Annotated in this window: 21 protein-coding genes; 19 read left to right on the top strand and 2 right to left on the bottom strand. The window is 37.3% G+C overall.

The features are described from left to right. The 11 genes from xseA to AAIE21_RS03540 all read left to right on the top strand — a co-directional run bounded on the left by xseA (position 1) and on the right by AAIE21_RS03540 (position 12,755). Complete coding sequence (gene xseA, locus AAIE21_RS03590; RefSeq protein WP_343265499.1) at positions 1–1,359, top strand: exodeoxyribonuclease VII large subunit; 1,359 nt, start codon at positions 1–3, stop codon at positions 1,357–1,359. Next, positions 1,349–1,579 (top strand): exodeoxyribonuclease VII small subunit, encoded by a 231-nt coding sequence (xseB, locus tag AAIE21_RS03585; protein ID WP_241814725.1) that lies wholly within the window; start codon positions 1,349–1,351, stop codon positions 1,577–1,579. The genes xseA and xseB overlap by 11 nt, the downstream gene beginning before the upstream one ends. Continuing rightward, positions 1,579–2,472: a polyprenyl synthetase family protein gene (locus tag AAIE21_RS03580; RefSeq protein ID WP_343265498.1), complete on the top strand. Its 894-nt coding sequence runs from the start codon at positions 1,579–1,581 to the stop codon at positions 2,470–2,472. Before xseB ends, AAIE21_RS03580 begins: the two co-directional genes overlap by 1 nt. A 17-nt stretch (positions 2,473–2,489) precedes the next feature. Further along, positions 2,490–2,717, top strand: a complete 228-nt coding sequence (locus AAIE21_RS03575; RefSeq protein WP_343265497.1) for a hypothetical protein — start codon at positions 2,490–2,492, stop codon at positions 2,715–2,717. Between the two features lie 106 nt (positions 2,718–2,823). Continuing rightward, entirely contained in the window at positions 2,824–4,716 is a 1,893-nt protein-coding gene (dxs, locus tag AAIE21_RS03570; protein WP_343265496.1) for a 1-deoxy-D-xylulose-5-phosphate synthase, read from the top strand. A gap of 3 nt (positions 4,717–4,719) precedes the next feature. After that, positions 4,720–5,559: a TlyA family RNA methyltransferase gene (locus tag AAIE21_RS03565; protein ID WP_343265495.1), complete on the top strand. Its 840-nt coding sequence runs from the start codon at positions 4,720–4,722 to the stop codon at positions 5,557–5,559. Between the two features lie 142 nt (positions 5,560–5,701). After that, positions 5,702–6,151 carry an arginine repressor ArgR gene (argR, locus tag AAIE21_RS03560; protein WP_001032579.1) on the top strand — a complete coding sequence of 150 codons (450 nt, stop codon included), beginning with the start codon at positions 5,702–5,704 and terminating at the stop codon, positions 6,149–6,151. 274 nt (positions 6,152–6,425) lie between these two features. After that, positions 6,426–8,165, top strand: a complete 1,740-nt coding sequence (gene recN, locus AAIE21_RS03555; protein ID WP_343265494.1) for a DNA repair protein RecN — start codon at positions 6,426–6,428, stop codon at positions 8,163–8,165. 118 nt (positions 8,166–8,283) lie between these two features. Beyond that, on the top strand, positions 8,284–9,585 hold the full coding sequence (gene spoIVB, locus AAIE21_RS03550; protein WP_343265493.1) for a SpoIVB peptidase: 1,302 nt from the start codon (positions 8,284–8,286) through the stop codon (positions 9,583–9,585). Between the two features lie 286 nt (positions 9,586–9,871). Beyond that, positions 9,872–10,666, top strand: coding sequence for a sporulation transcription factor Spo0A (gene spo0A / locus AAIE21_RS03545; protein WP_343265492.1), 795 nt, complete (start codon positions 9,872–9,874; stop codon positions 10,664–10,666). Between the two features lie 763 nt (positions 10,667–11,429). Continuing rightward, a complete protein-coding gene (locus AAIE21_RS03540; RefSeq protein ID WP_343265491.1) occupies positions 11,430–12,755 on the top strand; it encodes a glycosyltransferase family 2 protein in 1,326 nt (441 codons plus the stop codon). Positions 12,756–13,075: 320 nt separating this feature from the next. Here the strand turns inward: AAIE21_RS03540 and AAIE21_RS03535 are convergent, their stop codons facing one another. Continuing rightward, a complete protein-coding gene (locus AAIE21_RS03535) occupies positions 13,076–13,222 on the bottom strand; it encodes a YycC family protein (RefSeq protein WP_343265490.1) in 147 nt (48 codons plus the stop codon). 50 nt (positions 13,223–13,272) lie between these two features. Between AAIE21_RS03535 and AAIE21_RS03530 the strand changes: the two genes are divergently transcribed. Next, the gene (locus AAIE21_RS03530) at positions 13,273–14,001 is read left to right on the top strand and encodes a glycerophosphodiester phosphodiesterase (protein ID WP_343265489.1); all 729 of its coding nucleotides are present in this window, start codon (positions 13,273–13,275) and stop codon (positions 13,999–14,001) included. 38 nt (positions 14,002–14,039) lie between these two features. Here the strand turns inward: AAIE21_RS03530 and AAIE21_RS03525 are convergent, their stop codons facing one another. Continuing rightward, positions 14,040–14,273, bottom strand: coding sequence for a DUF2627 domain-containing protein (locus tag AAIE21_RS03525; protein ID WP_343265488.1), 234 nt, complete (start codon positions 14,271–14,273; stop codon positions 14,040–14,042). Positions 14,274–14,411: 138 nt separating this feature from the next. On the opposite strand from AAIE21_RS03525, the gene AAIE21_RS03520 reads away from it, so the two are divergent. The 7 genes from AAIE21_RS03520 to bfmBAB all read left to right on the top strand — a co-directional run bounded on the left by AAIE21_RS03520 (position 14,412) and on the right by bfmBAB (position 23,358). Then, on the top strand, positions 14,412–16,484 hold the full coding sequence (locus tag AAIE21_RS03520) for a sigma-54 interaction domain-containing protein (RefSeq protein WP_343265487.1): 2,073 nt from the start codon (positions 14,412–14,414) through the stop codon (positions 16,482–16,484). Positions 16,485–16,679: 195 nt separating this feature from the next. After that, on the top strand, positions 16,680–17,579 hold the full coding sequence (yqiS, locus tag AAIE21_RS03515; protein ID WP_343265486.1) for a phosphate butyryltransferase: 900 nt from the start codon (positions 16,680–16,682) through the stop codon (positions 17,577–17,579). 34 nt (positions 17,580–17,613) lie between these two features. Next, entirely contained in the window at positions 17,614–18,714 is a 1,101-nt protein-coding gene (locus tag AAIE21_RS03510; RefSeq protein ID WP_343265485.1) for a leucine dehydrogenase, read from the top strand. An 88-nt stretch (positions 18,715–18,802) separates the two neighbouring features. After that, positions 18,803–19,906: a butyrate kinase gene (buk, locus tag AAIE21_RS03505; protein ID WP_343265484.1), complete on the top strand. Its 1,104-nt coding sequence runs from the start codon at positions 18,803–18,805 to the stop codon at positions 19,904–19,906. 4 nt (positions 19,907–19,910) lie between these two features. Next, a complete protein-coding gene (lpdA, locus tag AAIE21_RS03500; protein ID WP_343265483.1) occupies positions 19,911–21,332 on the top strand; it encodes a dihydrolipoyl dehydrogenase in 1,422 nt (473 codons plus the stop codon). Positions 21,333–21,358: 26 nt separating this feature from the next. Further along, positions 21,359–22,360 (top strand): 3-methyl-2-oxobutanoate dehydrogenase subunit alpha, encoded by a 1,002-nt coding sequence (gene bfmBAA / locus AAIE21_RS03495; protein ID WP_033672442.1) that lies wholly within the window; start codon positions 21,359–21,361, stop codon positions 22,358–22,360. 14 nt (positions 22,361–22,374) lie between these two features. Beyond that, a complete protein-coding gene (bfmBAB, locus tag AAIE21_RS03490; protein WP_343265482.1) occupies positions 22,375–23,358 on the top strand; it encodes a 3-methyl-2-oxobutanoate dehydrogenase subunit beta in 984 nt (327 codons plus the stop codon). Positions 23,359–23,370: the final 12 nt, after the last annotated feature.

Genomic DNA, 23,370 nt, shown 5'->3' with positions numbered 1-23,370 from the left:
ATGGAAAAGCAATATTTAACCGTTACAGCATTAACACGCTATATAAAAACAAAAATAGAGTATGACCCGCATCTGCAGTCTGTTTGGTTAAAAGGAGAAATTTCAAACTTTAAATATCATAGCCGTGGTCATATGTATTTCACATTAAAGGATGAAAATGCAAGGATAGCAGCGGTTATGTTTGCGGGGCATAATCGTAATATAAAGTTTAGACCAGAAGATGGAATGAAGGTACTTGTAAAAGGGAAAATCTCTGTCTATGAAGCAAGTGGTTCCTATCAAATTTATATTCAAGATATGCAGCCTGATGGGATTGGAAATCTTCATTTAGCTTATGAGCAATTAAAAGTTCGATTGGAGGAGGAAGGGCTGTTTTCTCAAGTTTATAAACAGCCAATTCCTGCCTATGCGAAAACAATTGGTGTCATTACATCACCAACAGGAGCTGCGATTCGAGATATTATAACGACGATTAAACGCCGTTATCCAATTGGGAATGTGATTGTATTTCCGGTACTTGTACAAGGGGAGTCTGCGGCTCCCTCAATTGTACAAGCGATTCAAACAGCGAATGAGATGGAAGATATAGATGTATTAATTGTTGGTCGTGGGGGCGGTTCTATTGAAGAGCTATGGGCCTTTAATGAAGAAAGTGTTGCACGGGCGATTTTTACAAGTGAAATTCCAATTATCTCAGCTGTTGGACATGAAACGGACTTTACAATTGCTGATTTTGTAGCCGATTTACGTGCACCAACTCCAACGGCAGCAGCAGAACTTGCAGCACCAAATATACTTGAATTACAAGAGAAAGTATTACAACGAACGCTTCGCATGCAAAGAGCAATGCGAGAGATGTTACATAAAAAGCAAGAACAACTGCAAACACTTCAAAAGTCGTATGCGTTTCGTTATCCAAAGCAAGTGTACGAGCAAAAAGAAGAGCAGTTAGATCGTACTCTTGAACAGCTTATTTTCGCGAAAGAACGTTATATAGAGAAAAAGGTAAATCAGTTGAAACGGCTCTCATTTTATTTGGAGAAGCACCATCCATCTCAACAGATTTTACAAACGAAGACAAGGGTAGAAACCCTGCAAAAGCAATTGCAACGTGAAATGCAAACATTACTACAAACGAAAGAGTTTTCCTTTATGAGGGCGGCTCAGCAACTAGAAGCACTTAGTCCACTTAAAGTAATGATGAGAGGATATGGGCTTGTATATAGCGAGAAAAAGCAAGTGTTAAAAAGCGTGAAAGGTGTTAGCCTTGGTGATGGTGTTTCCGTACAGTTACAAGATGGAGTGTTAGATTGTAACGTATCGGGCATAGAGGAGCGTGAATTGAACAATGGAAAATAAATTAAGTTTTGAAGAAGCGATTTCTCAGCTTGAACAACTTGTTTCTAAGCTTGAACAAGGCGATGTTCCTTTAGAAGAGGCAATTTCATACTTTAAAGAAGGCATGGAGTTGTCTAAGCTATGTGATGAGAAATTGAAAGATGTTCAAGAACAAATGGCAGTTATCCTTGGAGAGGATGGGGAACTAAAACCATTTACTGCTGTAGGAGATGAAGCATAGTGGCATATGTAGCTTTTGATGCTTTTGTGAAAGAGAGTAAAGCTTTCGTTGAGGAGCAGCTTGTACGCTATGCAAATCAATTACAATGTCCAAATGTACTTCGCGAAGCGATGATATACTCATTGGAAGCGGGCGGAAAACGTCTCCGTCCGTTACTTTTATTTGCAACGTTGCAAGCGTTTGAAAAAGAAAGAGAACTAGGCATAGGAGCAGCTTGTGCTCTCGAAATGATTCATACGTATTCATTAATTCACGATGATTTACCATGTATGGATGATGATGATTTAAGACGAGGAAAACCAACAAATCATAAAGTGTTTGGTGAAGCGATGGCCGTTTTAGCAGGAGATGGCTTGTTGACATATGCGTTTCAAGCAGTGACAGCATACAATCATCAAGACGTTTCTGCAGAAACAAAGCTAAGACTTGCTCTTGAACTTGCAAAAGCAGCTGGACCAGAAGGAATGGTTGCTGGACAAGTAGCGGATATGGAAGCAGAAGGAAAGCAGCTCACACTTAGAGAATTAGAATATATTCATAAACATAAAACAGGGCGATTATTAGAATATGCCGTGCTTGCAGGAGCTGTACTTGCAGGAGCAACATCAGAGCAAGAGGAAAGACTACTTGCATTTGCGAAATATATTGGTCTGGCTTTCCAGATTCGAGATGATATTTTAGATGTAGAAGGTACAGAAGAAGAAATAGGAAAACCGATTGGTAGTGATGCTTCCAATGAAAAAAGTACATATACGACGTTATTTACGATAGATGAGGCAAAATGTATCTTAGAAGAAACAATTGTCAAAGCGAAAGATGCGATTGCATCTTTACAATTACAAGATGAGCATTTATTATCTATTTGTGATTTAATCGCAAAGCGTAATAACTAATGTAAGAGCGTTTTCATTTGTTGAGTCATTTATCATTTTGTGGTATAAATGTAGAAAAAGGTTTTTCTTTTCTTGTTATTGGCAAAAATATATCTAGATTACGTTGCCGTTATCACTTTGTGTTAGCGGCTCTTTTTTCATCAGATAGAGAAGCTAAGATAAATGTCGGTTTTTTACCTGAAAGGCATACTTTGCTTTCTAAGAACATAGAGAAAGATGACGGATTGTCTGTTCAAGTAGGATAGAATAGAGCGTAATAGAAAAGATATTGAAGAATTTCTTGTGTTGTGCAAATATTTTTTATAGTATTTGACATGTTGACAGATTATGAAACGAAAGTGAGTGATCCATGTGGATCTAACGCAAATTCAAAACCCTAGTTTTTTGAAAGATATGTCTATCAGTGAACTAGAGGCATTGAGTGAGGATATTCGTAAGTTTTTAATTGAAGAGCTCTCTCAAACAGGTGGACATATTGCTCCTAACTTAGGTGTAGTAGAACTCACAATTGCTCTGCATAAATTATTTGATAGTCCAAAAGATAAATTTTTATGGGATGTAGGACATCAATCCTATGTACATAAAATTTTAACAGGGCGTGCAAAAGAGTTTGGCACATTAAGACAATATAAAGGCCTATGTGGTTTCCCAAAGCGCTGTGAGAGTGAGCATGATGTATGGGAAACAGGTCATAGTTCAACTTCATTATCTGCTGCAATGGGAATGGCTTTAGCACGCGATTTAAAGAAAACGAAAGAGTGCATTATACCAATTATTGGTGATGGTGCTTTGACTGGTGGGATGGCTTTAGAAGCATTAAACCATATTGGACATGAGAAAACAGATATGATTGTTATCTTGAATGATAATGAAATGTCGATTGCTCCGAATGTTGGTGCTCTTCATAATGTTCTTGGTCGCCTACGTACTGCCGGAAAATACCAGTGGGTGAAAGATGAACTAGAGTATTTACTTAAGAAAATCCCAGCAGTTGGCGGAAAAGTTGCAGCAACTGCAGAAAAAGTAAAAGATAGTTTAAAATATTTGCTTGTATCAGGTGTCTTTTTTGAAGAGTTAGGGTTTACATATTTAGGTCCTGTTGATGGACATAGTTATGAAAACTTATTTGAAACGCTTCAATATGCAAAGAAAACGAAAGGACCCGTACTTGTTCATGTAATTACGAAAAAAGGAAAAGGCTATAAACCAGCAGAGAGTGATGTGATTGGAACTTGGCATGGAACAGGGCCGTATAAAATCGAATCTGGTGATTTTGTGAAGCCGAAAGAAGTTGCACCGGCATGGAGTGCGGTTGTAAGTGAGACAGTTCGTAAGCTTGCAAGAACTGATGAACGTATCGTTGCGATTACACCAGCAATGCCAGTAGGTTCTAAGCTTGAAAAGTTTCATAAAGAATTCCCAGATCGCATGATTGATGTGGGGATTGCTGAGCAACATGCAACGACGATGGCGGCTGGAATGGCAACGCAAGGAATGAAGCCATTCTTAGCGATTTACTCAACGTTTTTACAACGTGCATATGACCAAGTTGTTCATGATATATGCCGTCAAAATTTAAATGTCTTTATTGGAATTGACCGTGCGGGACTAGTTGGAGCAGATGGTGAAACGCATCAAGGTGTATTTGATATCGCGTTTTTACGTCACTTGCCGAATATGGTACTCATGATGCCGAAAGATGAAAATGAAGGTCAGCATTTAGTTTATACGGCGATGCAATATGAAGATGGTCCAATTGCACTCCGTTATCCGCGTGGAAATGGACTTGGAGTTCAAATGGATGAAGCACTCAAAACGATTCCAATTGGTACATGGGAAACTTTAAAAGAAGGTACGCAAGCTGCAATCTTAACGTTTGGTACAACGATTCCGATGGCAATGGAAGCGGCGGAGCGTCTCGAAAAAGCTGGAGTTTCAGTGAAAGTCGTGAATGCTCGTTTTATTAAGCCTATGGATGAAACATATTTACATGAAATCTTAGGTAAGAATATGCCGATTTTAACAATTGAAGAAGCTTGTTTAATCGGTGGATTTGGTACAGGGGTAGTAGAATTCGCTACTGAGCATGGATATCACAGTGCTTTAATTGAACGAATGGGAATTCCGGATCATTTCATTGAACACGGTAGTGTTACAAAACTGTTAGAAGAAATTGGTTTAACGACAGATGCTATTGTAGATCGTATTCATACAATGATTCCATCAAAACAAAAAAGGGCGTAACAAATGAGTGTAAAAAAAGAAAGAGTAGATGTACTATTAGTAGAACGAGGACTTATCGAAACACGTGAAAAGGCAAAACGCGCTGTTATGGCGGGACTTGTATATGCAAATGAAATGAGACTCGATAAGCCAGGGGAAAAAATTTCACAAGATACACCGATTACGGTAAAAGGACAAGTTATGCCATATGTGAGCCGTGGCGGTTATAAGTTAGAGAAGGCATTAGAGACTTTTCACCTTGATTTACAAGATAAAACTATGTTAGACATTGGTTCATCAACTGGTGGCTTTACAGATTGTGCGCTGCAAAATGGTGCGAAGTTATCTTACGCTTTAGATGTAGGATACAATCAACTTGCTTGGAAATTGCGTCAAGATGAGCGCGTTGTTGTTATGGAACGAACGAATTTTCGTTATGTAACACCGGCTGATTTAGACCGTGGCTTACCGCAGTTTGCTAGCATTGACGTTTCGTTTATATCATTAAAATTAATTCTTCCGGTCTTAAAAACGATATTGACTCCAAATGGTGATGTTGCGGCTTTAATTAAACCGCAATTTGAAGCCGGCAGAGAGCAAGTCGGGAAGAAGGGCATCGTTCGCGATCGTAAAGTTCATGAAGCTGTCGTAGAAATGATTGTTGATTTCGCGATTAAAGAAGGATATGATGTTGAAAACTTAACATTCTCTCCGATTACAGGTGGAGACGGAAATATTGAGTTTTTAATTCATTTAAAATGGCATGGTGAGCGTGAGAGTGGTGCAAATCATTCTCTAGTTTCTGTAGAACAAGTTGTAACAGAAGCTCATGAGATCTTAAAACAAAAAGGGAAAGAGGAATAACGTTTGTTGTTCCTCTTTTTGTTGGAATTGTATAATGATTGTAAAAACAATTATGTACAAGTAAACGATTATAAGTTAACATAAATAAGTGAAGTATACTAATGTTTAAACTATGGTAAGAGATAGTGTGAGGTGCAAATGTATGAATAAAGGTCAGCGCCATATTAAAATCAGAGAAATTATAGCGAATAAAGAAATTGAAACACAAGATGAACTAGTTGATATTTTACGTAATGAAGGTTTTAATGTAACGCAAGCAACCGTATCGCGTGACATTAAAGAGTTGCACTTAGTAAAAGTGCCATTACATGATGGTCGCTATAAATATAGCTTACCAGCAGATCAACGGTTTAATCCCTTGCAAAAATTAAAGCGCAATCTCGTCGATTCGTTTGTAAAGTTAGACACAGCAGGACATATGCTTGTGCTAAAAACATTACCTGGTAACGCGCACGCGCTCGGAGCACTTATTGATCATTTAGAATGGGATGAAATTATTGGAACCATTTGTGGTGATGATACTTGCTTAATCATTTGCCGTACGCCTGAAGATACAGGTGTTGTATCAGATCGTTTCTTAAATATGTTGTAACAAAAAGGATCTTGTTTACTTTTTTGCTAAAAGCAGAAAGTAAACAAGATATTTTTTATTATAGGAAAAATAGATGAATGTAAAGTGGAATATAGTATTTTTTAGAATGAAATTAGGAAATCGATGGATTGACCCGTAAAACAAATGTTTGGTACAATGGAGCGGGCTAGAAGAGTAATTTATACATACAATATATATACGATAAACGCAGAGTAAAAAGCGCTTAGCGAAAGCCCTTTTTAGGGGATTAGTTTATAACGAGGTGAATGGGGCATTGTTATCGGAATTATCGATTAGAAACTTTGCTATTATTGAGTCATTAAATATTTCTTTTCAAAAAGGTTTAACAGTTTTGAGTGGTGAAACAGGTGCCGGAAAATCAATTATTATTGATGCAATCAGCTTACTTGTTGGTGGTCGTGGTTCAGCAGAGTTTGTTAGATATGGAACAGAGAAAGCTGAAATTGAAGGTTTATTTTATATAGAGGATGATAAGCATCCATGTATTGCGAAGGCTGAAGAGCTGGACATTGAGATTGAAGATGGGATGATCATTTTAAAGCGTGACATCGCTGCGAATGGAAAAAGTGTATGTCGTGTAAATGGTAAACTTGTCACGTTGAGTATATTAAAAGAAATTGGAAAAACACTTGTCGATATTCATGGACAACATGAAACCCAAGATTTGATGAATGAGGAACGCCATTTGTTTATGCTCGATCATTTCGACGGGGATCGTATTGTGAACCAATTACAAATATATCAAGAGGTATACGGTGAGTATGAGCAGCTAAAAAAGAAACTTAAATCTTTAACAGAGAACGAACAACAGATGGCACATCGGTTAGATTTAATTCAATTCCAGCACGAGGAAATTCGTAAAGCGGATTTGAAAGCTGATGAGGAAAACGAATTGACGGAAGAGAGATTGAAAATCTCCAATTTCGAAAAAATTTATAAAGCGCTTGGTGATGCATACCGTTCATTAAGCGAAGATGGTAGCGGACTTGACCATATACGAAATGCAATGGGACAAATGGAGAGTATTACGCACCTAGATGAGGCGTATCAAGAGAATCATGATTCGATTGCTAATAGCTACTACTTATTAGAAGAGGTGGCCTATCAGCTCCGTGAAAAGTTAGATATGATGGAATATGATCCGAATCGTTTAGACGAAATTGAAACGCGTTTAAATGAAATTCGTATGCTAAAGAGAAAGTATGGAAATACTGTAGAAGAGATTTTAGCGTATGCTGATAAAATAGAGCAAGAAATTTTTACAATTGAAAATAAAGATGTACATATTGAAACGACGAAAAAGAAATTAAAAGAATTAGAAAGTGTGATTTTGAAGGAAGCAATGATATTGAGTAATATGCGGCATCAGCTTGCAGATCATCTTACGAACGCAATCCACCAAGAATTAAAAGAACTGTATATGGAAAAAACAAAATTTGAAGTGAGGATTGCGAAAAGAGAAGGAATTATTGATGATCCGCTTGTAGAAGGGAAGCCAGTGAAACTTACGGTAGATGGATATGATCATGTGGAATTTTATATTTCAACAAATCCAGGTGAACCATTAAAACCACTTTCAAAAGTAGCTTCTGGTGGAGAATTATCCCGTATTATTTTAGCTCTAAAAAGTATTTTTTCTAAGCATCAAGGCGTTGCATCTGTTATTTTTGATGAGGTAGATACAGGAGTGAGTGGTCGAGTGGCACAAGCGATTGCGGAAAAAATTTATCGTGTATCTGTAAACTCGCAAGTGCTTTGTATTACGCACTTACCTCAAGTAGCGTCGATGGCGGATTCGCATTTATTTATCCGTAAACAAGTTGCAAATGATCGGACGATTACATCAGTTACTGTATTAAGTACAGAGGAGAAGGTAACGGAGATCGCTCGCATGATTTCTGGCGTGGAAATTACCGATTTAACGACGGAACATGCAAAAGAGTTACTTACGCAAGCGCATCATTTTAAACAGACAGCAGAGGCTATCCAATAATGGATAGCTTTTTTGTTCAAATGATGATTTCTTAATTCTTCCGGTTATAAACAAAGCGTTGCAAGGAGAGATTAAAAGATGAAGTCGTTAGGCTGAATGTGGGGTAGGAGCGAGGAGAGTGAACGAATTGAAATTAGAGCAATTCAGAAAAATAATAGGTCTTTGTCTCCTTGTTTCATTAATTTTTATCGGATGTTTTAAACCGCTTCGTACGTTTATTTCATCCCCAAAGCAACTCGTTATTTTTGAGGGACAACAATCAGAAATAGCATCATTTCCAGTTTTCCAGGCTTCATCGACAAATCATAATGTTTTTACAGTAAGTTCAAATAAAGAACAGAAATCTGGACTTGTAGTAAATTCGCACCAAAATGGTGAAGCGGATATGGTTTTTCAACTTGCTGGCTTTCCAGTAAAAAAAGTAAATGTTAAAGTATTGAAATATTTCAAAGTAATTCCAGGTGGGCAATCAATTGGAGTAAAATTGAATACAAAAGGTGTACTTGTTGTTGGGCATCATTTAATTCAAACAGAGAGAGGAAAAGTATCGCCTGGAGAAGTGGCTGGTGTACAAGTTGGGGATATGATTACTGAAATTAATGGAAAAGCAATTGAGAGAATGAGTGATGTCGCACCGTTCATTCATGATAGTGGAAAAACAGGTGAACCGCTTAACCTTGTTTTATTACGAGATGGTAAGTATATTCGCACAAAACTAACACCAGAAAAAGATAAAGGTGAGTCGTCTTATCGAATTGGTTTATATATTCGTGATTCAGCTGCTGGTATTGGAACGATGACTTTTGTTCATACGGATTCCATGAAATATGGAGCGCTTGGTCATGTTATTTCTGATAATGATACGAAAAAACCAATTCAAGTGGAGGATGGACAGATTGTTCGTTCTACAGTTACTTCCATCGAACGTGGTAGTCATGGGAATCCGGGAGAGAAATTAGCAAGATTTTCACCGGATCGTGAAGTGATTGGTAATATTACAACAAATAGTCCGTTTGGTATTTTTGGTAAGTTAAATACAGGTATAAAAAATGGCATAATGGATAAAGGTATGCCAATTGCATTATCAAATCAAGTGAAAGAAGGGCCAGCGCAAATACTAACAGTTATCGATCAAGATAAAGTAGAGGCATTTGATATTGAAATCGTAAGCACCGTGCCACAAAAGTTCCCAGCTACAAAAGGAATGGTTGTAAAAGTTACAGACAAACGTTTGTTGGCAAAAACGGGTGGTATTGTTCAAGGGATGAGTGGTAGTCCAATTATTCAAAATGGAAAAATGATTGGTGCTGTTACACATGTATTTGTTAATGATCCAACTTCAGGGTATGGTGTCCATATTGAATGGATGCTACATCAAGCAGGAATTAATATTTATGAGCAAGAGAAAAAAGCAAGCTGACGAATATCAGCTTGCTTTTTTGTTGAGAAATTCGTTGAAATTTTGTAAAAGCTCCGCAAGAGCTGTTTTTTGTTGTAAAATAAAAGAAAAGAGTGAACGTTTCGTTGTAATCCTATGATGGAATGTGTAAAGAAAGGAAAAAAATGAACGATAAACATATTTTTTTGTGTTTTTATCGGAAATTAAGAAACTTTAAAAGGGAAATTTCACACAATTGTCGAACAATTCATGTAGCCTAGAAGCTTACACATGTCGGGAGAATCGATTCGGTAAGGGAGGAAAAGCTGTGGAGAAAATTAAAGTGTGTCTTGTGGATGATAATAAGGAACTAGTATCAATGTTAGAAAGTTATGTTGCTGCTCAAGACGATATGGAAGTAATTGGAATCGCTTATAATGGTCAAGAGTGTTTAAATTTACTGAAAGAGAAACAACCAGATGTACTCGTTTTAGATATTATTATGCCTCATTTAGATGGTCTAGCGGTACTAGAGAAAATGCGCCATATTGAACGACTAACGCAGCCTAATGTCATCATGTTAACAGCATTTGGACAAGAAGATGTAACGAAAAAAGCAGTTGATTTAGGTGCTTCTTATTTCATCTTAAAGCCATTTGATATGGAAAATTTAACGAGTCATATTCGTCAAGTGAGTGGTAAAGCGAATACTACCATTAAACGTCCACTACCATCTTTCCGATCTGCAACAACAGTAGATGGAAAACCGAAGAATCTAGATGCGAGTATTACAAGCATTATTCACGAAATTGGTGTACCAGCTCATATTAAAGGATATATGTATTTGCGAGAGGCAATTTCTATGGTATATAACGATATCGAGCTCCTTGGCTCTATTACAAAAGTTTTATACCCGGATATTGCGAAAAAATATAATACGACAGCAAGCCGTGTGGAACGCGCAATCCGACATGCGATTGAAGTAGCGTGGAGTCGTGGGAATATTGATTCAATCTCGTCCTTATTTGGTTATACTGTATCGATGTCAAAAGCAAAACCTACGAACAGTGAATTCATCGCAATGGTTGCGGATAAGTTAAGGCTGGAACATAAGGCTTCGTAAAAATTGTAATATCAAGGTATTAAACGTTTTTAGGGGTAATATAAAGTAACCAATAAACTTTTTTTTTACTAACAAATAACGTTAATATATGTCGATAAACACCGTCTTTTAATGGTTTGTAAATCAAACTAATGAAAAACGGTGTTTTTTGTTTATCGAGTCCATGAAGTGAGATTGACACATCAAGTAAGCTACTGTATCATTTGGTGTAATTTCAGTATTATAGGTTTTTGCCGATTTTGAAGGTGGGATTTCACATGAGAAACTATGTTTGCAAAAAAATTTAACTTAAATTTTCGGAAAAATCAAATAACAAATCATGGATTACGATCAGTAAGTGTTGTATGTGGTTGTTTGGCGAAAGTGATAGTAATAGAATTTGCATCTAATAATAATAAGACGCACAATGAACGTCTTATTTCTGACTTGTTTACTACGATAGCAATAATCGGTATGATTCCCTATGTAGTACCCTTCATTAGAAGTGGTGAAGGAGATTTCGCTAAGAACTGGTTTCTATTCACAGTATGTTTGGGTGTTATGTTAATCAGTGAGATTTAATGGCTAGCGAAAGGATGGCTTACAAGAATAGGATAAAAGGTTATTATGTTTTGCTCTTTTTTGATGTAATGCTACTTAATTATATATAGTTCAATCCTGCGTTCTAAAATTTAGGGTGAATATTCAATTGGTTCTAATAGAATGGTTATAGAATTTCGGATATTCAGTATGAAAGAGAATTCGGTCTTTTAGGAGGATAAATATGGAATTTTTGGGTGGGAAAGTAGTTACGGTTTTATTGAGTATATTTTTTGTGATTACTTTGTATGTGAACATTAATACCATATATTATGTGATTTTATCTCTTTTTGGCTTTGGTAGAGCGAAGCGTGACTATGAACTTATTGAAGATGAGACAAAGTTTTTAATTTTAGTAGCAGCGCATAATGAAGAGAAAGTAATTGGCTCAACTATTGATAATCTGAAAAAAATTCAATATCGTGACGATTTATATGACATTTATGTTGTAAATGATAATAGTACCGACAGAACAGGTGCTATTTGTGAAGAAAAAGGAATGCGATATATAAATACAAGTGAGCAGTTGTTTACACGCGAGGGAGTCGGTAAACCAGCAGGATTGCAATATGCATTACGTTATTTAGGATTTGAAGAGTTAACTCAAAAATATGATTGTTTAATGATTCTAGATGCTGATAATCACGTTGATTCTAATGTTTTACAAGAATTAAATTCTCAGTACATTGCAAAAGAAAAACCAGAAGCGATCCAAATTTATTTAGATTCAAAGAATTCAGCGACTAACTTATCTCTTGGATACGCTATGAGTTATTATTTAACAAATCGCTTTTTTCAGTTGGCGAAGTATCGCGTTGGGTTACCGAATGCTATTGGTGGAACCGGCTTTATTGTTAAAATGGAGTACCTAATGAAACACGGCGGTTTTCGTTTTGATTCTTTAACAGAGGATTTAGAATTAGAAATGGAAATCGTTAAAGAGAATGGACGAGTATTATGGAATCACTTTGTTCGTGTATATGATGAAAAGCCAGATGACTTTAAAGTAAGTATTAAACAACGTACACGTTGGTCACAGGGCCACTGGTATGTAGCGTTTACGAACTTTAAGCCGATGTTGAAAAAATTATTTGCTGAAAAAGGTAAGATGAAAATTATTGACCAGTTATTTTATTTATTTGGTATGACACGTGCAGTTCAAATGACGATAACTCTAATGGGGATTTTAATTGCTATTGGTTATGTAATTGTCACAAAATCATATCAGGATATTCCGGGTATAGGGAAGCGACTCGTGGCGCTGATTTTGGGAGCCAGCATTATTTCTTTGGTGCTGTTTACGTATCAATTTGTTGTTTGCATGTATTATGCAGTCAAGGTAGATACAAATCGGAAATATAAATTGCTTCAGATGAGTTTCTCAATCTTCTATTATGCATATACTTTTATATATGCCCAAATTGTGGGGTTAATCAAGTGGAAACAACAACATACATGGGTGAAAACGGAGCATAACAAAACATCTATAAACCATAAAGAAAGCAAATAATAACTGCGTAACTTATTATGGATAAAGAAATAGACAAGGAGGAGGGATGCTGTCTGATATCTCTTCTTCTTGTTTTAGTTAGTGGAGTCCTGTCCGTTAATGCGGGATAAAATTCAAAAAGTAAATAGGTATCCGTAGAAGTTTGATTAATGAAGCCTAATAAAGGATGAATAAATTAAAAGAATCACTTTATTAAAATCTATTTTTGTGATACATATGTGTCTTAAATTTATGTAAGAAACCGCTTGTGATATTATGATATATGAGATAAAAATCTTGTAAAGAGAGATAATAAAAAGCCCTGCAAAAACAGGACTATATTATTCTTCATCTTTATTTTGTTTTTCTAATTCAACTAACTTTTGAATTAAAATGTGCTGCGGCATATGCATAATTTGTTCAAGTGGAACACCTAGAGCTTTTGAAAGACGAATTGCAGTGTCCGGAGAAATTTGTAATGGTTTCATAGAAGTACCTCCTTTTTCGTATAGTATAGCATAAGATTGGGGGAGTGAGGATGACTCGTATATTTGCACACCGCGGTGCTGCGGGAACGTATCCAGAAAATACAATGATTTCATTTGAAGCTGCGGAATCGTTTCGAGCAGATGGGATAGAATTAGATGTACAATTTACGAAGGATGGAAAAGTTGTTGTGATTCATGATGAAACTGTCGATCGTACAACGAATGGAAAGGGAGCCGTTCGGAATTACTTATATGAAGATTTGCGAAAATTGGATGCGAGTCACAAGTTTTTGGAAAAGGTAGGCTTTTGCCGGATTCCTTTATTAGAAGAAGTATTAGAGTGGATGCAATCTAATCAATTGCATCTGAATATTGAATTTAAAAATAATAAAATTCCATATCGTGGTTTAGAAGAAGAGGTTATAACACTTGTACGAAAGTGCGGCCTTGAAGATAGGATTATCTTTTCTTCTTTTAATCATTACAGTATGAAAAAATGTCATATGATGGCTCCGGATATCCAAACGGCTATTTTATACCGAGAAGGTTTACATAGCCCGTGGGCGTATGCGGAAAAAATGGGAGCTACTGCTATTCATCCGAATCATCGTTATCTCCAAGATGCGATTGCTGAATTAACAATGGATAGTGGAGTGGAGGTTCGTCCGTATACAATAAATGATGAAACAGTTATGCGGAAATATTTTGGTATGAATATTTCTGCGATTATTACAGATTATCCAGAAACGGCTAGAGCGTTATTACCAGTAAAAAAATGAGACCTTGTATGAGAGAAGGTCTCATTTTTTATGTTTACTTATCTTCGAAAACGAGCTTGTACTTTGTTTTGTTTACGATCACGGTATAAAACAAACCCACCGAAGATATAAAAACCAATTACAAAGCAGAATATACCTATTAAAAATTGTAACCATAATGCAGGAATGGGGGATAAAAGAATACCGAATACAGTATCTCGCATTAATTTTATACCTAGCACTGCTAATGAAATAGGGATGAGTGCTAATAGAAGAGCAAGGTAACGCTGCATAGGTAACGCTCCTTTTCAGATAATTTCGTATATATTAAATGATGTTATATGGAAAGGGGGTTTGTCAAGTGATTGCTGAACGGGTAAGATAAAGGTGTGAAAAATTTTGCAGAGATACTTCGAGGGGAAGTGGAATGTGTGAAACAAAAAGTGTTAATTATTGGAGCTGGCGAAGGTGGAAGTACGATTCTGGGCTTGCTACAGACTTCAAATATATTTGAAATTATAGGGATGATTGATATAAATCCAAAGGCGAAAGGGCTACAACTTGCAAAGGAACAACATATTGCAATTGGAACGGATATAGACCCTTTTTTGGAAGTTGATATTGATGTGATGTTTGATATGACGGGGGATTATCATTTACATAAAGTGCTTTTAGCGAAAAAGCGTAAAAATACGCTTCTTATACCAGGGGATATTGCGAAAATTGTTACGAGGTTGGCGCATGAGAAAGAGGATTTAATTGAAAAACTGAGAGAACAAACGCAGCAAGGTAATTTGATTTTAAATTCTACTCATGATGGAATGATCGTCATTGATGCAGAGGGTTATGTAAAACTGTTTAATAAAAGTGCAGAACGTATAATTGGTTATAAAACTGGAGAGGCTGTCGGGAAATATATTTTAGAAGTAATTCCAACTAGTAAATTACTCCGTATTATACGAACGAAACAAATAGAAGTGAATCATGAGTTGACGTTAGGGAACGAAAAAAAGATTATTACAACTCGTATTCCTATTTTAAAAGAAGATGGAGAGGTTCAAGGAGCTTTTGCTATTTTTAAAGATATTACAGAAGTTGTAGATTTAGCAGAAGAGGTTACGGATTTAAAAGAAATTCAAACCTTATTGGAAGCAATTATTCATTCATCTGAGGAAGCGATCTCTGTTGTAGATGAGAAGGGAAGAGGTCTTGTTATAAATCCCGCCTATACGAAGCTAACAGGTCTTACAGAGGATGACATAATTGGAAAACCTGCAACAACTGATATTGTAGAGGGCGAGAGTATGCATATGAAAGTACTTCGGACGCGTAGAGCGGTACGAGGAATTCATATGAAAATCGGTCAGAAAAAACGTGATGTAATTGTAAATGTTGCACCGGTTATTGTGGATGGCATATTGAAAGGTAGCGTTGGTGTTATTCGTGATGTGTCAGAAATTCAAAAGTTAACACATGAATTAAATCGGGCAAGACAAATTATTCGGACGCTAGAAGCAAAATATTCTTTTGAGGATATTGTAGGAACGTCTGATGAAACGATGGCGGCAATAGAACAAGCAAAGCTTGGAGCGAATACACCGGCAACAGTATTACTTCGCGGAGAGTCAGGGACTGGAAAAGAGTTGTTTGCACATGCTATCCATAATGGGAGTAACCGGAAATACAATAAGTTTGTGCGTGTGAATTGTGCTGCTATTTCAGAAACACTACTAGAAAGTGAACTGTTTGGTTATGAGGAAGGTGCCTTCTCTGGTGCGAGAAGAGGTGGCAAACGAGGTTTCTTTGAAGAAGCGAATAATGGGAGTATTTTTTTAGATGAGATTGGAGAACTATCTGCAAGTACACAAGCGAAATTACTACGCGTTTTGCAGGAAAAAGAAATTGTGAAAGTTGGAGGAACAAAACCAATTCCTATCAATGTTCGGGTTATTGCAGCGACGCATGTGAATTTAGAAAAAGCGATTTTGGAAGGTGAATTTCGGGAAGATTTATATTATCGCTTGAATAAAATTCCAATTCAAATTCCTTCTCTTCGTCAGCGAAAGGAAGATATTTCAGTTATATCAGAACGATTGATTCAAAAAATTAATCAAGATTATGGCCGAAATGTAGAAGGGTTAACGGAATCGGCTATTGAATATTTGCAATCGTATAATTGGCCAGGGAATGTCAGAGAACTTGAAAATATTTTGGGACGGGCAATTATTTTTATGAACTATAATGAGATGTATATGGATGTCCATCATTTGCCTTCTTTGCATAAGGAAGACCAAGTGGAGTTAAAAGGAAGTGATGTGCTTCCAGAATTAGAGGAAAAGTCCCTAGAACATTTAGTTGCGGAGTTTGAAGGGAACATCATACATGAATATTTAGAGAGATTTGATGGGAATAAAACAAAGACAGCGAAAGCGTTAGGAATCTCGGTTCGAAATTTATATTACAAGTTAGAAAAGTATGACCATGCAAAAAATAGCATGCAATAAATTGCGTACTGTGCAATTTATTGCATGGTATACAAAAAACGACAATTTAAGACAGAATATTATGTAAATTTATAAAGTACTGATTTCACTGTATTTTGTATGCGTTTTCATTATTGGTGTGACCAATTTGAAAAGTTGGCACGGTATTTGCTTATTAAATAGACGAGGGACGACGGAAAGGGTTGATTACAAAATATGAAGTTAAAACATCTAATTGATCAAGCGGCAGGACAACCTAAAAAAACTGTGGCTGTAGCAATAGCTGAAGATCATGAAGTAATTGAAGCGGTAGCTAAAGCTATTCAATTACAGTTAGCTCAATTTCGTCTATATGGAAATCAAGAAAAAATTATGGGTATGCTACAAGAGCATGGCTTACAAGTTTCAGAACATGTTCAAGTGATTTCGGCATCATCAAATGCTGAGGCCGCGGAACTTTCTGTTAAAGCTGTAAGAAATGGTGAAGCAGATGTACTTATGAAGGGGAACATCCCAACAGCAAACATTTTAAAAGCAGTATTAAATAAAGAGTGGGGACTTCGCAAAGGTAGTGTATTATCACATGTTGCAGCGTTTGAAGTTCCAAATTATGATCGCTTTATTTTTGTCACAGATGCAGCAATGAACATTGCACCTGATGTACAGCAAAAAGCTGCTATTATAGAAAACACTGCCTCCGTTGCCCGGGCAATAGGAATTGAATTGCCGAAAGTGGCTCCAATCGCAGCGGTGGAAGTTATAAACCCTGCGATGCAGGCGACAATCGATGCAGCGATGTTAACGCAAATGAATCGTCGTGGACAAATTAAAGATTGTATCGTCGATGGACCGCTTGCTTTAGATAATGCTGTATCACAAATTGCAGCAGAGCATAAAGGCATAGTAAGTGATGTAGCAGGTAAGGCAGACATTTTACTCGTCCCATCGATTGAAGCTGGAAACGTGCTATATAAATCGCTTGTCTATTTTGCAAATGCAAAGGTAGGAGCGATGATTGCTGGCGCAAAAGCACCGATTGTTTTAACATCTCGTGCTGATTCAGCAGAAACAAAAGTATATTCATTAGCTTTAGCAGTTGCGACTGCTTCTAAATAAACCAAAAGGGTAAAACAATTAGGGGGAAATGACAATGACATTAGAAATCTTCGAATACTTAGAAAAATATGATTATGAGCAAGTAGTATTTTGTCAAGATAAAGAGTCGGGATTAAAAGCAATTATTGCAATTCATGATACAACACTTGGACCAGCTCTTGGTGGAACAAGAATGTGGACATATGATTCTGAAGAAGCGGCGATTGAAGATGCATTGCGCCTTGCAAAAGGGATGACATATAAAAATGCAGCAGCTGGTTTAAATCTAGGTGGTGCAAAAACAGTTATCATCGGCGACCCACGTAAAGATAAAAGCGAAGCGATGTTCCGTGCACTAGGACGTTACATTCAAGGCTTAAACGGCCGCTATATTACTGCAGAAGATGTTGGTACAACTGTTGATGATATGGATATTATCCACGAAGAAACTGACTTTGTAACAGGTATTTCACCTTCATTCGGTTCTTCTGGTAACCCATCTCCAGTAACTGCATATGGTGTTTACCGTGGTATGAAAGCAGCTGCAAAAGAAGCATTTGGTACGGATAGCTTAGAAGGTAAAGTAATTGCTGTTCAAGGTGTGGGTAACGTAGCATATCACTTATGCAAACATTTACATGCTGAAGGAGCACAACTAATCGTTACAGATATTAATAAAGAAGCGGTACAACGTGCAGTAGAAGAATTCGGTGCAACAGCAGTTGAACCAAATGAAATTTATGGTGTAGAATGTGACATTTATGCGCCATGTGCACTAGGTGCAACAGTAAATGACGAAACAATTCCACAATTTAAAGCGAAAGTAATCGCAGGTTCTGCAAATAACCAATTAAAAGAAGATCGTCACGGTGACAGCATTCATGAAATGGGAATCGTATACGCACCAGACTATGTTATTAATGCGGGCGGTGTAATTAACGTAGCAGATGAATTATATGGATACAATAGAGAACGTGCATTAAAACGCGTAGAGTCTATTTATGACACAATTGCAAAAGTAATTGAGATTTCAAAACGTGATGGTGTGCCAACTTATGTTGCAGCAGATCGTCTAGCTGAAGAGCGTATTGCAAGTTTAAAAAATACTCGTAGCACTTACTTACGCAACGGTCACGACATTATTAGCCGTCGCTAATCTATCATATACAACTTCTACAAAAGCTGTGGATACCTCTTATGAGGTATCCGTTGCCTTTTGAATTTTAAAGGTGGAGGTAGCAACATTGTCCTTAAATCGAATCCTTGTTATTAATCCGGGTAGTACGTCCACAAAAATAGGTGTTTTTGATAATGAAAGACCTGTTTTAGAAGAAACCATCCGTCATGATGTGGATAAAATCGGGGAATATAAACGAATTATTGATCAATATGAATTTCGAAAAGAAACAATTTTAGAGGTTCTACATTCTCACGGTATTAATATTTCAAAATTGAACGCTGTTTGCGGACGCGGAGGATTACTTCGTCCGATTGAAGGCGGTACGTATACAGTGAACGAAGCTATGTTAGAAGATTTGAAAAATGGATATAGTGGCCATCACGCTTCAAACCTTGGAGGTATTTTGGCGTATGAAATTGCTTCTGGATTAAATATTCCAGCGTTCATTGTCGATCCAGTTGTTGTTGATGAAATGGAGCCAATCGCTCGTATTAGCGGAATTTCTGGCATGGAGCGAAAAAGTATTTTTCATGCGTTAAACCAAAAAGCAGTGGCACGTAAAGTCGCGGATGAACTTGACCGTAAATATGAAGATTTAAACCTATTAATTGCACACATGGGCGGTGGAATCACAGTTGGCGCTCATAAGAAAGGGAAAGTCATTGATGTAAATAATGGCTTAAATGGAGAAGGTCCATTTAGTCCAGAGCGTGCTGGAACGGTACCGGTCGGTCAGTTAATAGAAATGTGTTTCTCAGGTGAGTATTACCGCGATGAAATGATGAAAAAGATTGTTGGACAAGGCGGATTAGTGAGTCTTATTGGTACAAACGATGCAATTAAAGTTGAAAACATGGTCGAAAAAGGTGATCCTGAGGCAACTCTTATTTATAAAGCAATGGCATATCAAGTTGCGAAAGAAATTGGTGGAGCAAGCAGCGTTCTTCACGGTAAAATCGATGCCATCGTTTTAACTGGAGGACTTGCATATAGCAAAATTCTTGTCAATGAAATCAAAGAACGTGTTCATTGGATCGCAGATGTGATTGTACATCCTGGAGAAGATGAATTACAAGCATTAGCAGAAGGAGCGCTTCGCGTATTACGTGAAGAAGAAGATCCAAAAGAGTATGTTGTACGAGAAAAAGAAACGGTAGCTAGGGGTTGAGATAATGGCAAAAGAATATGATTTAGTCATCGTTGGCGGCGGTACTGGTGGATATGTTGCTGCTATTCGTGCATCACAATTAGGGCTAAAAACAGCGCTTGTTGAAAAAGATAATCTTGGTGGTACTTGTCTGCACAAAGGCTGTATTCCTAGTAAAGCATTACTACGTAGTGCAGAAGTATATGCAACTGCGAAAAAGAGTGAAGAGTTCGGCGTTGTAACGAGCAACGTAGAATTAAACTTTGCAAAAGTACAAGAGCGTAAAGAAAAGATTGTAACGCAGCTTCACAAGGGCGTTCAACATTTAATGAAGCAAGGTAAAATTGATGTGTTTGAAGGTATCGGCCGAATTCTTGGACCCTCTATCTTCTCTCCAATGCCAGGAACAATTTCGGTTGAACTTGCAAGTGGTGAAGAGAATGAAATGTTGATTCCCAAAAATGTTCTGATTGCAACAGGATCTCGTCCAAATTCATTACCAGGATTAGAATTAGACGGAGAGTACGTAATGTCATCGGATCATGCCCTAAAAATGGAAACGCTTCCGAACTCGATTATTATTGTCGGTGGTGGCGTAATTGGAATTGAATGGGCATCTATGCTTGCTGACTTCGGTGTAGAAGTTACTGTATTAGAATACGCAAAACATGTCCTGCCGCTTGAAGATCAAGATGTTTCGAAAGAAATGCAGCGTCTTTTAAAGAAAAAAGGTATTAAAGTGGTAACAGGTGCAAAAGTATTGCCAGAAACATTGGTAAAAGATAATGGAGTAGCAATTCAAGCCGAGCACAATGGTGAAAATAAAGAATTCAAGGCAGAAAAAATGCTTGTATCTGTAGGAAGACAGGCAAATACGCAAAATATCGGTTTAGAAAATACAGATATCATCGTGGAAAAAGGATACATTCAAACAAATGAATTTTATCAAACGAAAGAATCGCACATTTACGCAATTGGTGATGTAATTGGCGGCTTACAACTGGCGCATGTTGCTTCTCATGAAGGGATTGTAGCTGTAGAACATATTGCTGGTAAAGAAGTTATGCCAATTGACTATTCAATGGTATCGAAATGTGTATACAGTAGTCCAGAAGTTGCTTCTGTTGGTTTAACAGAACAAGAAGCAAAAGAAAAAGGCTATAAGTTAAAAGTAGGTAAGTTTTCATTCCGTGCAATCGGAAAAGCACTTGTATACGGAGAATCAGATGGCTTTGTGAAACTTGTAGTTGATGAAGAAACAAATGATATTCTTGGTGTTCATATGATTGGCCCACATGTAACGGATATGATTTCTGAAGCGGGTCTTGCAAGAGTACTTGATGCAACACCTTGGGAAGTTGCACATACAATTCATCCGCATCCATCCTTATCTGAAGCGATTGGTGAAGCTGCATTAGCGGTAGATGGAAAAGCATTACACGCATAAAAATGTGGATTTAGGAGGTTATGAAAATGGCAGAAGTAAAAGAAAAGCGCCATGAAGAACTTGGCTTAAGTGATGAGCAAGTATTAGAAATGTATCGTACAATGTTGCTTGCGCGTAAAATTGACGAGCGCATGTGGTTATTAAACCGTGCAGGGAAAATTCCATTCGTAATTTCTTGTCAAGGACAAGAAGCTGCACAAGTAGGCGCAGCATTTGCACTGGATCGTGAAAAAGACTACGCATTACCATACTATCGTGATATGGGCGTTGTACTAGCATTTGGTATGACAGCAAAAGAGCTTATGTTGTCTGGTTTTGCAAAAGCAGGCGATCCAAACTCTGGTGGCCGTCAAATGCCAGGTCATTTCGGTCAGAAGAAAAACCGTATTGTGACAGGTTCATCACCAGTTACAACGCAAGTGCCTCATGCTGTAGGTATTGCATTAGCAGGGAAGATGGAAAAGAAAGATTTAGTAACGTTTGTTACATTCGGTGAAGGTTCTTCTAACCAAGGAGATTTCCACGAAGGCGCTAACTTTGCAGGTGTACACAAATTACCTGTTATCTTCATGTGTGAAAATAATAAATATGCAATTTCTATCCCAGTTGAAAAGCAATTAGCATGTAAAAACGTATCTGATCGTGCAATTGGTTACGGAATGCCAGGATATACAGTGGATGGAAATGATCCACTTGAAGTATATAAAGTTGTAAAAGAAGCTGCAGACCGTGGTCGTCGAGGCGAAGGTCCAACTTTAGTTGAAACGGTATCCTATCGTTTAACAGCACACTCTAGTGATGATGACGATCGTGTATATCGTGATAAAGAAGAAGTAGAAGAAGCGAAGAAAAAAGATTCAATCTTTACATTTGCGGCTTACTTAAAAGAAGTTGGCGTGTTAACAGAGGAATCTGAAAAACAAATGTTAGATGAAATTATGCATATCGTAAACGAAGCAACAGAATATGCAGAAAATGCTCCGTATGCAGCACCTGAAGATGCATTGAAGCACGTATACGCAGAATAGGGGGGGAACGTTTCATGGCTGTAATGTCTTATATTGACGCAATTACATTAGCAATGCGCGAGGAAATGGAACGCGATGAGAAAGTATTTGTATTAGGAGAAGATGTTGGTAAAAAAGGTGGCGTATTTAAAGCGACACACGGATTATATGACCAATTTGGTGAAGACCGTTCGCTTGATACACCACTTGCAGAATCTGCAATTGCAGGGGTGGCGATCGGTGCAGCGATGTATGGTATGCGTCCAATTGCTGAAATGCAATTTGCTGATTTTATTATGCCAGCAGTAAACCAAATTGTTTCTGAGGCAGCAAAAATTCGTTATCGTTCAAATAATGACTGGACCTGTCCATTAACAATTCGTGCGCCATTTGGTGGTGGGGTTCATGGTGCGTTGTATCATTCGCAGTCTGTAGAAGCAATGTTTGCAAACCAACCAGGTTTGAAAATTGTTATTCCTTCAACACCATATGATGCAAAAGGATTATTAAAAGCGGCAATCCGTGATGAAGACCCAGTATTATTCTTTGAACATAAACGTGCATATCGTTTAATTAAAGGCGAAGTACCAGAAGATGATTATGTATTACCAATCGGAAAAGCAGATGTAAAACGTGAAGGTGATGATATTACAGTTATCACATACGGATTATGTGTTCATTTTGCTCTTCAAGCTGCTGAAAAGTTAGCGAAGGACGGCATTTCTGCTCACATTCTTGATTTACGTACTGTATATCCATTAGATAAAGAAGCGATTATTGAAGCAGCTTCTAAAACAGGTAAAGTTCTTCTTGTAACGGAAGATAATAAAGAAGGAAGCATTATGAGTGAAGTAGCAGCAATTATTGCAGAAAATTGCTTGTTTGACCTTGATGCACCAATTGCACGTCTTGCAGGTCCAGACGTTCCAGCAATGCCATATGCACCAACAATGGAAAAATTCTTTATGGTAAATCCAGATAAAGTTGAAAAAGCAATGCGTGAACTTGCGGAATTTTAATCGGGGGGACTA

Source organism: Paenibacillus sp. 102 (assembly GCF_039549175.1).
GTDB lineage: Bacteria > Bacillota > Bacilli > Bacillales > Bacillaceae_G > Bacillus_A.
Note: the sequence above shows the minus strand (reverse complement) of the source record. Positions and strands in the feature narration are given on the sequence as shown.

Bases quoted from the DNA above. Each gene is read 5' to 3' on its own strand.
- bfmBAB (WP_343265482.1), top strand. From the start codon at position 22,375: ATGGCTGTAATGTCTTATATTGACGCAATTACATTAGCAATGCGCGAG.
- xseB (WP_241814725.1), top strand. From the start codon at position 1,349: ATGGAAAATAAATTAAGTTTTGAAGAAGCGATTTCTCAGCTTGAACAA.
- AAIE21_RS03530 (WP_343265489.1), top strand. From the start codon at position 13,273: ATGACTCGTATATTTGCACACCGCGGTGCTGCGGGAACGTATCCAGAA.
- AAIE21_RS03535 (WP_343265490.1), bottom strand. From the start codon at position 13,222: ATGAAACCATTACAAATTTCTCCGGACACTGCAATTCGTCTTTCAAAA.
- AAIE21_RS03540 (WP_343265491.1), top strand. From the start codon at position 11,430: ATGGAATTTTTGGGTGGGAAAGTAGTTACGGTTTTATTGAGTATATTT.
- AAIE21_RS03525 (WP_343265488.1), bottom strand. From the start codon at position 14,273: ATGCAGCGTTACCTTGCTCTTCTATTAGCACTCATCCCTATTTCATTA.
- AAIE21_RS03565 (WP_343265495.1), top strand. From the start codon at position 4,720: ATGAGTGTAAAAAAAGAAAGAGTAGATGTACTATTAGTAGAACGAGGA.
- bfmBAA (WP_033672442.1), top strand. From the start codon at position 21,359: ATGGCAGAAGTAAAAGAAAAGCGCCATGAAGAACTTGGCTTAAGTGAT.
- yqiS (WP_343265486.1), top strand. From the start codon at position 16,680: ATGAAGTTAAAACATCTAATTGATCAAGCGGCAGGACAACCTAAAAAA.
- xseA (WP_343265499.1), top strand. From the start codon at position 1: ATGGAAAAGCAATATTTAACCGTTACAGCATTAACACGCTATATAAAA.
- argR (WP_001032579.1), top strand. From the start codon at position 5,702: ATGAATAAAGGTCAGCGCCATATTAAAATCAGAGAAATTATAGCGAAT.
- lpdA (WP_343265483.1), top strand. From the start codon at position 19,911: ATGGCAAAAGAATATGATTTAGTCATCGTTGGCGGCGGTACTGGTGGA.
- AAIE21_RS03510 (WP_343265485.1), top strand. From the start codon at position 17,614: ATGACATTAGAAATCTTCGAATACTTAGAAAAATATGATTATGAGCAA.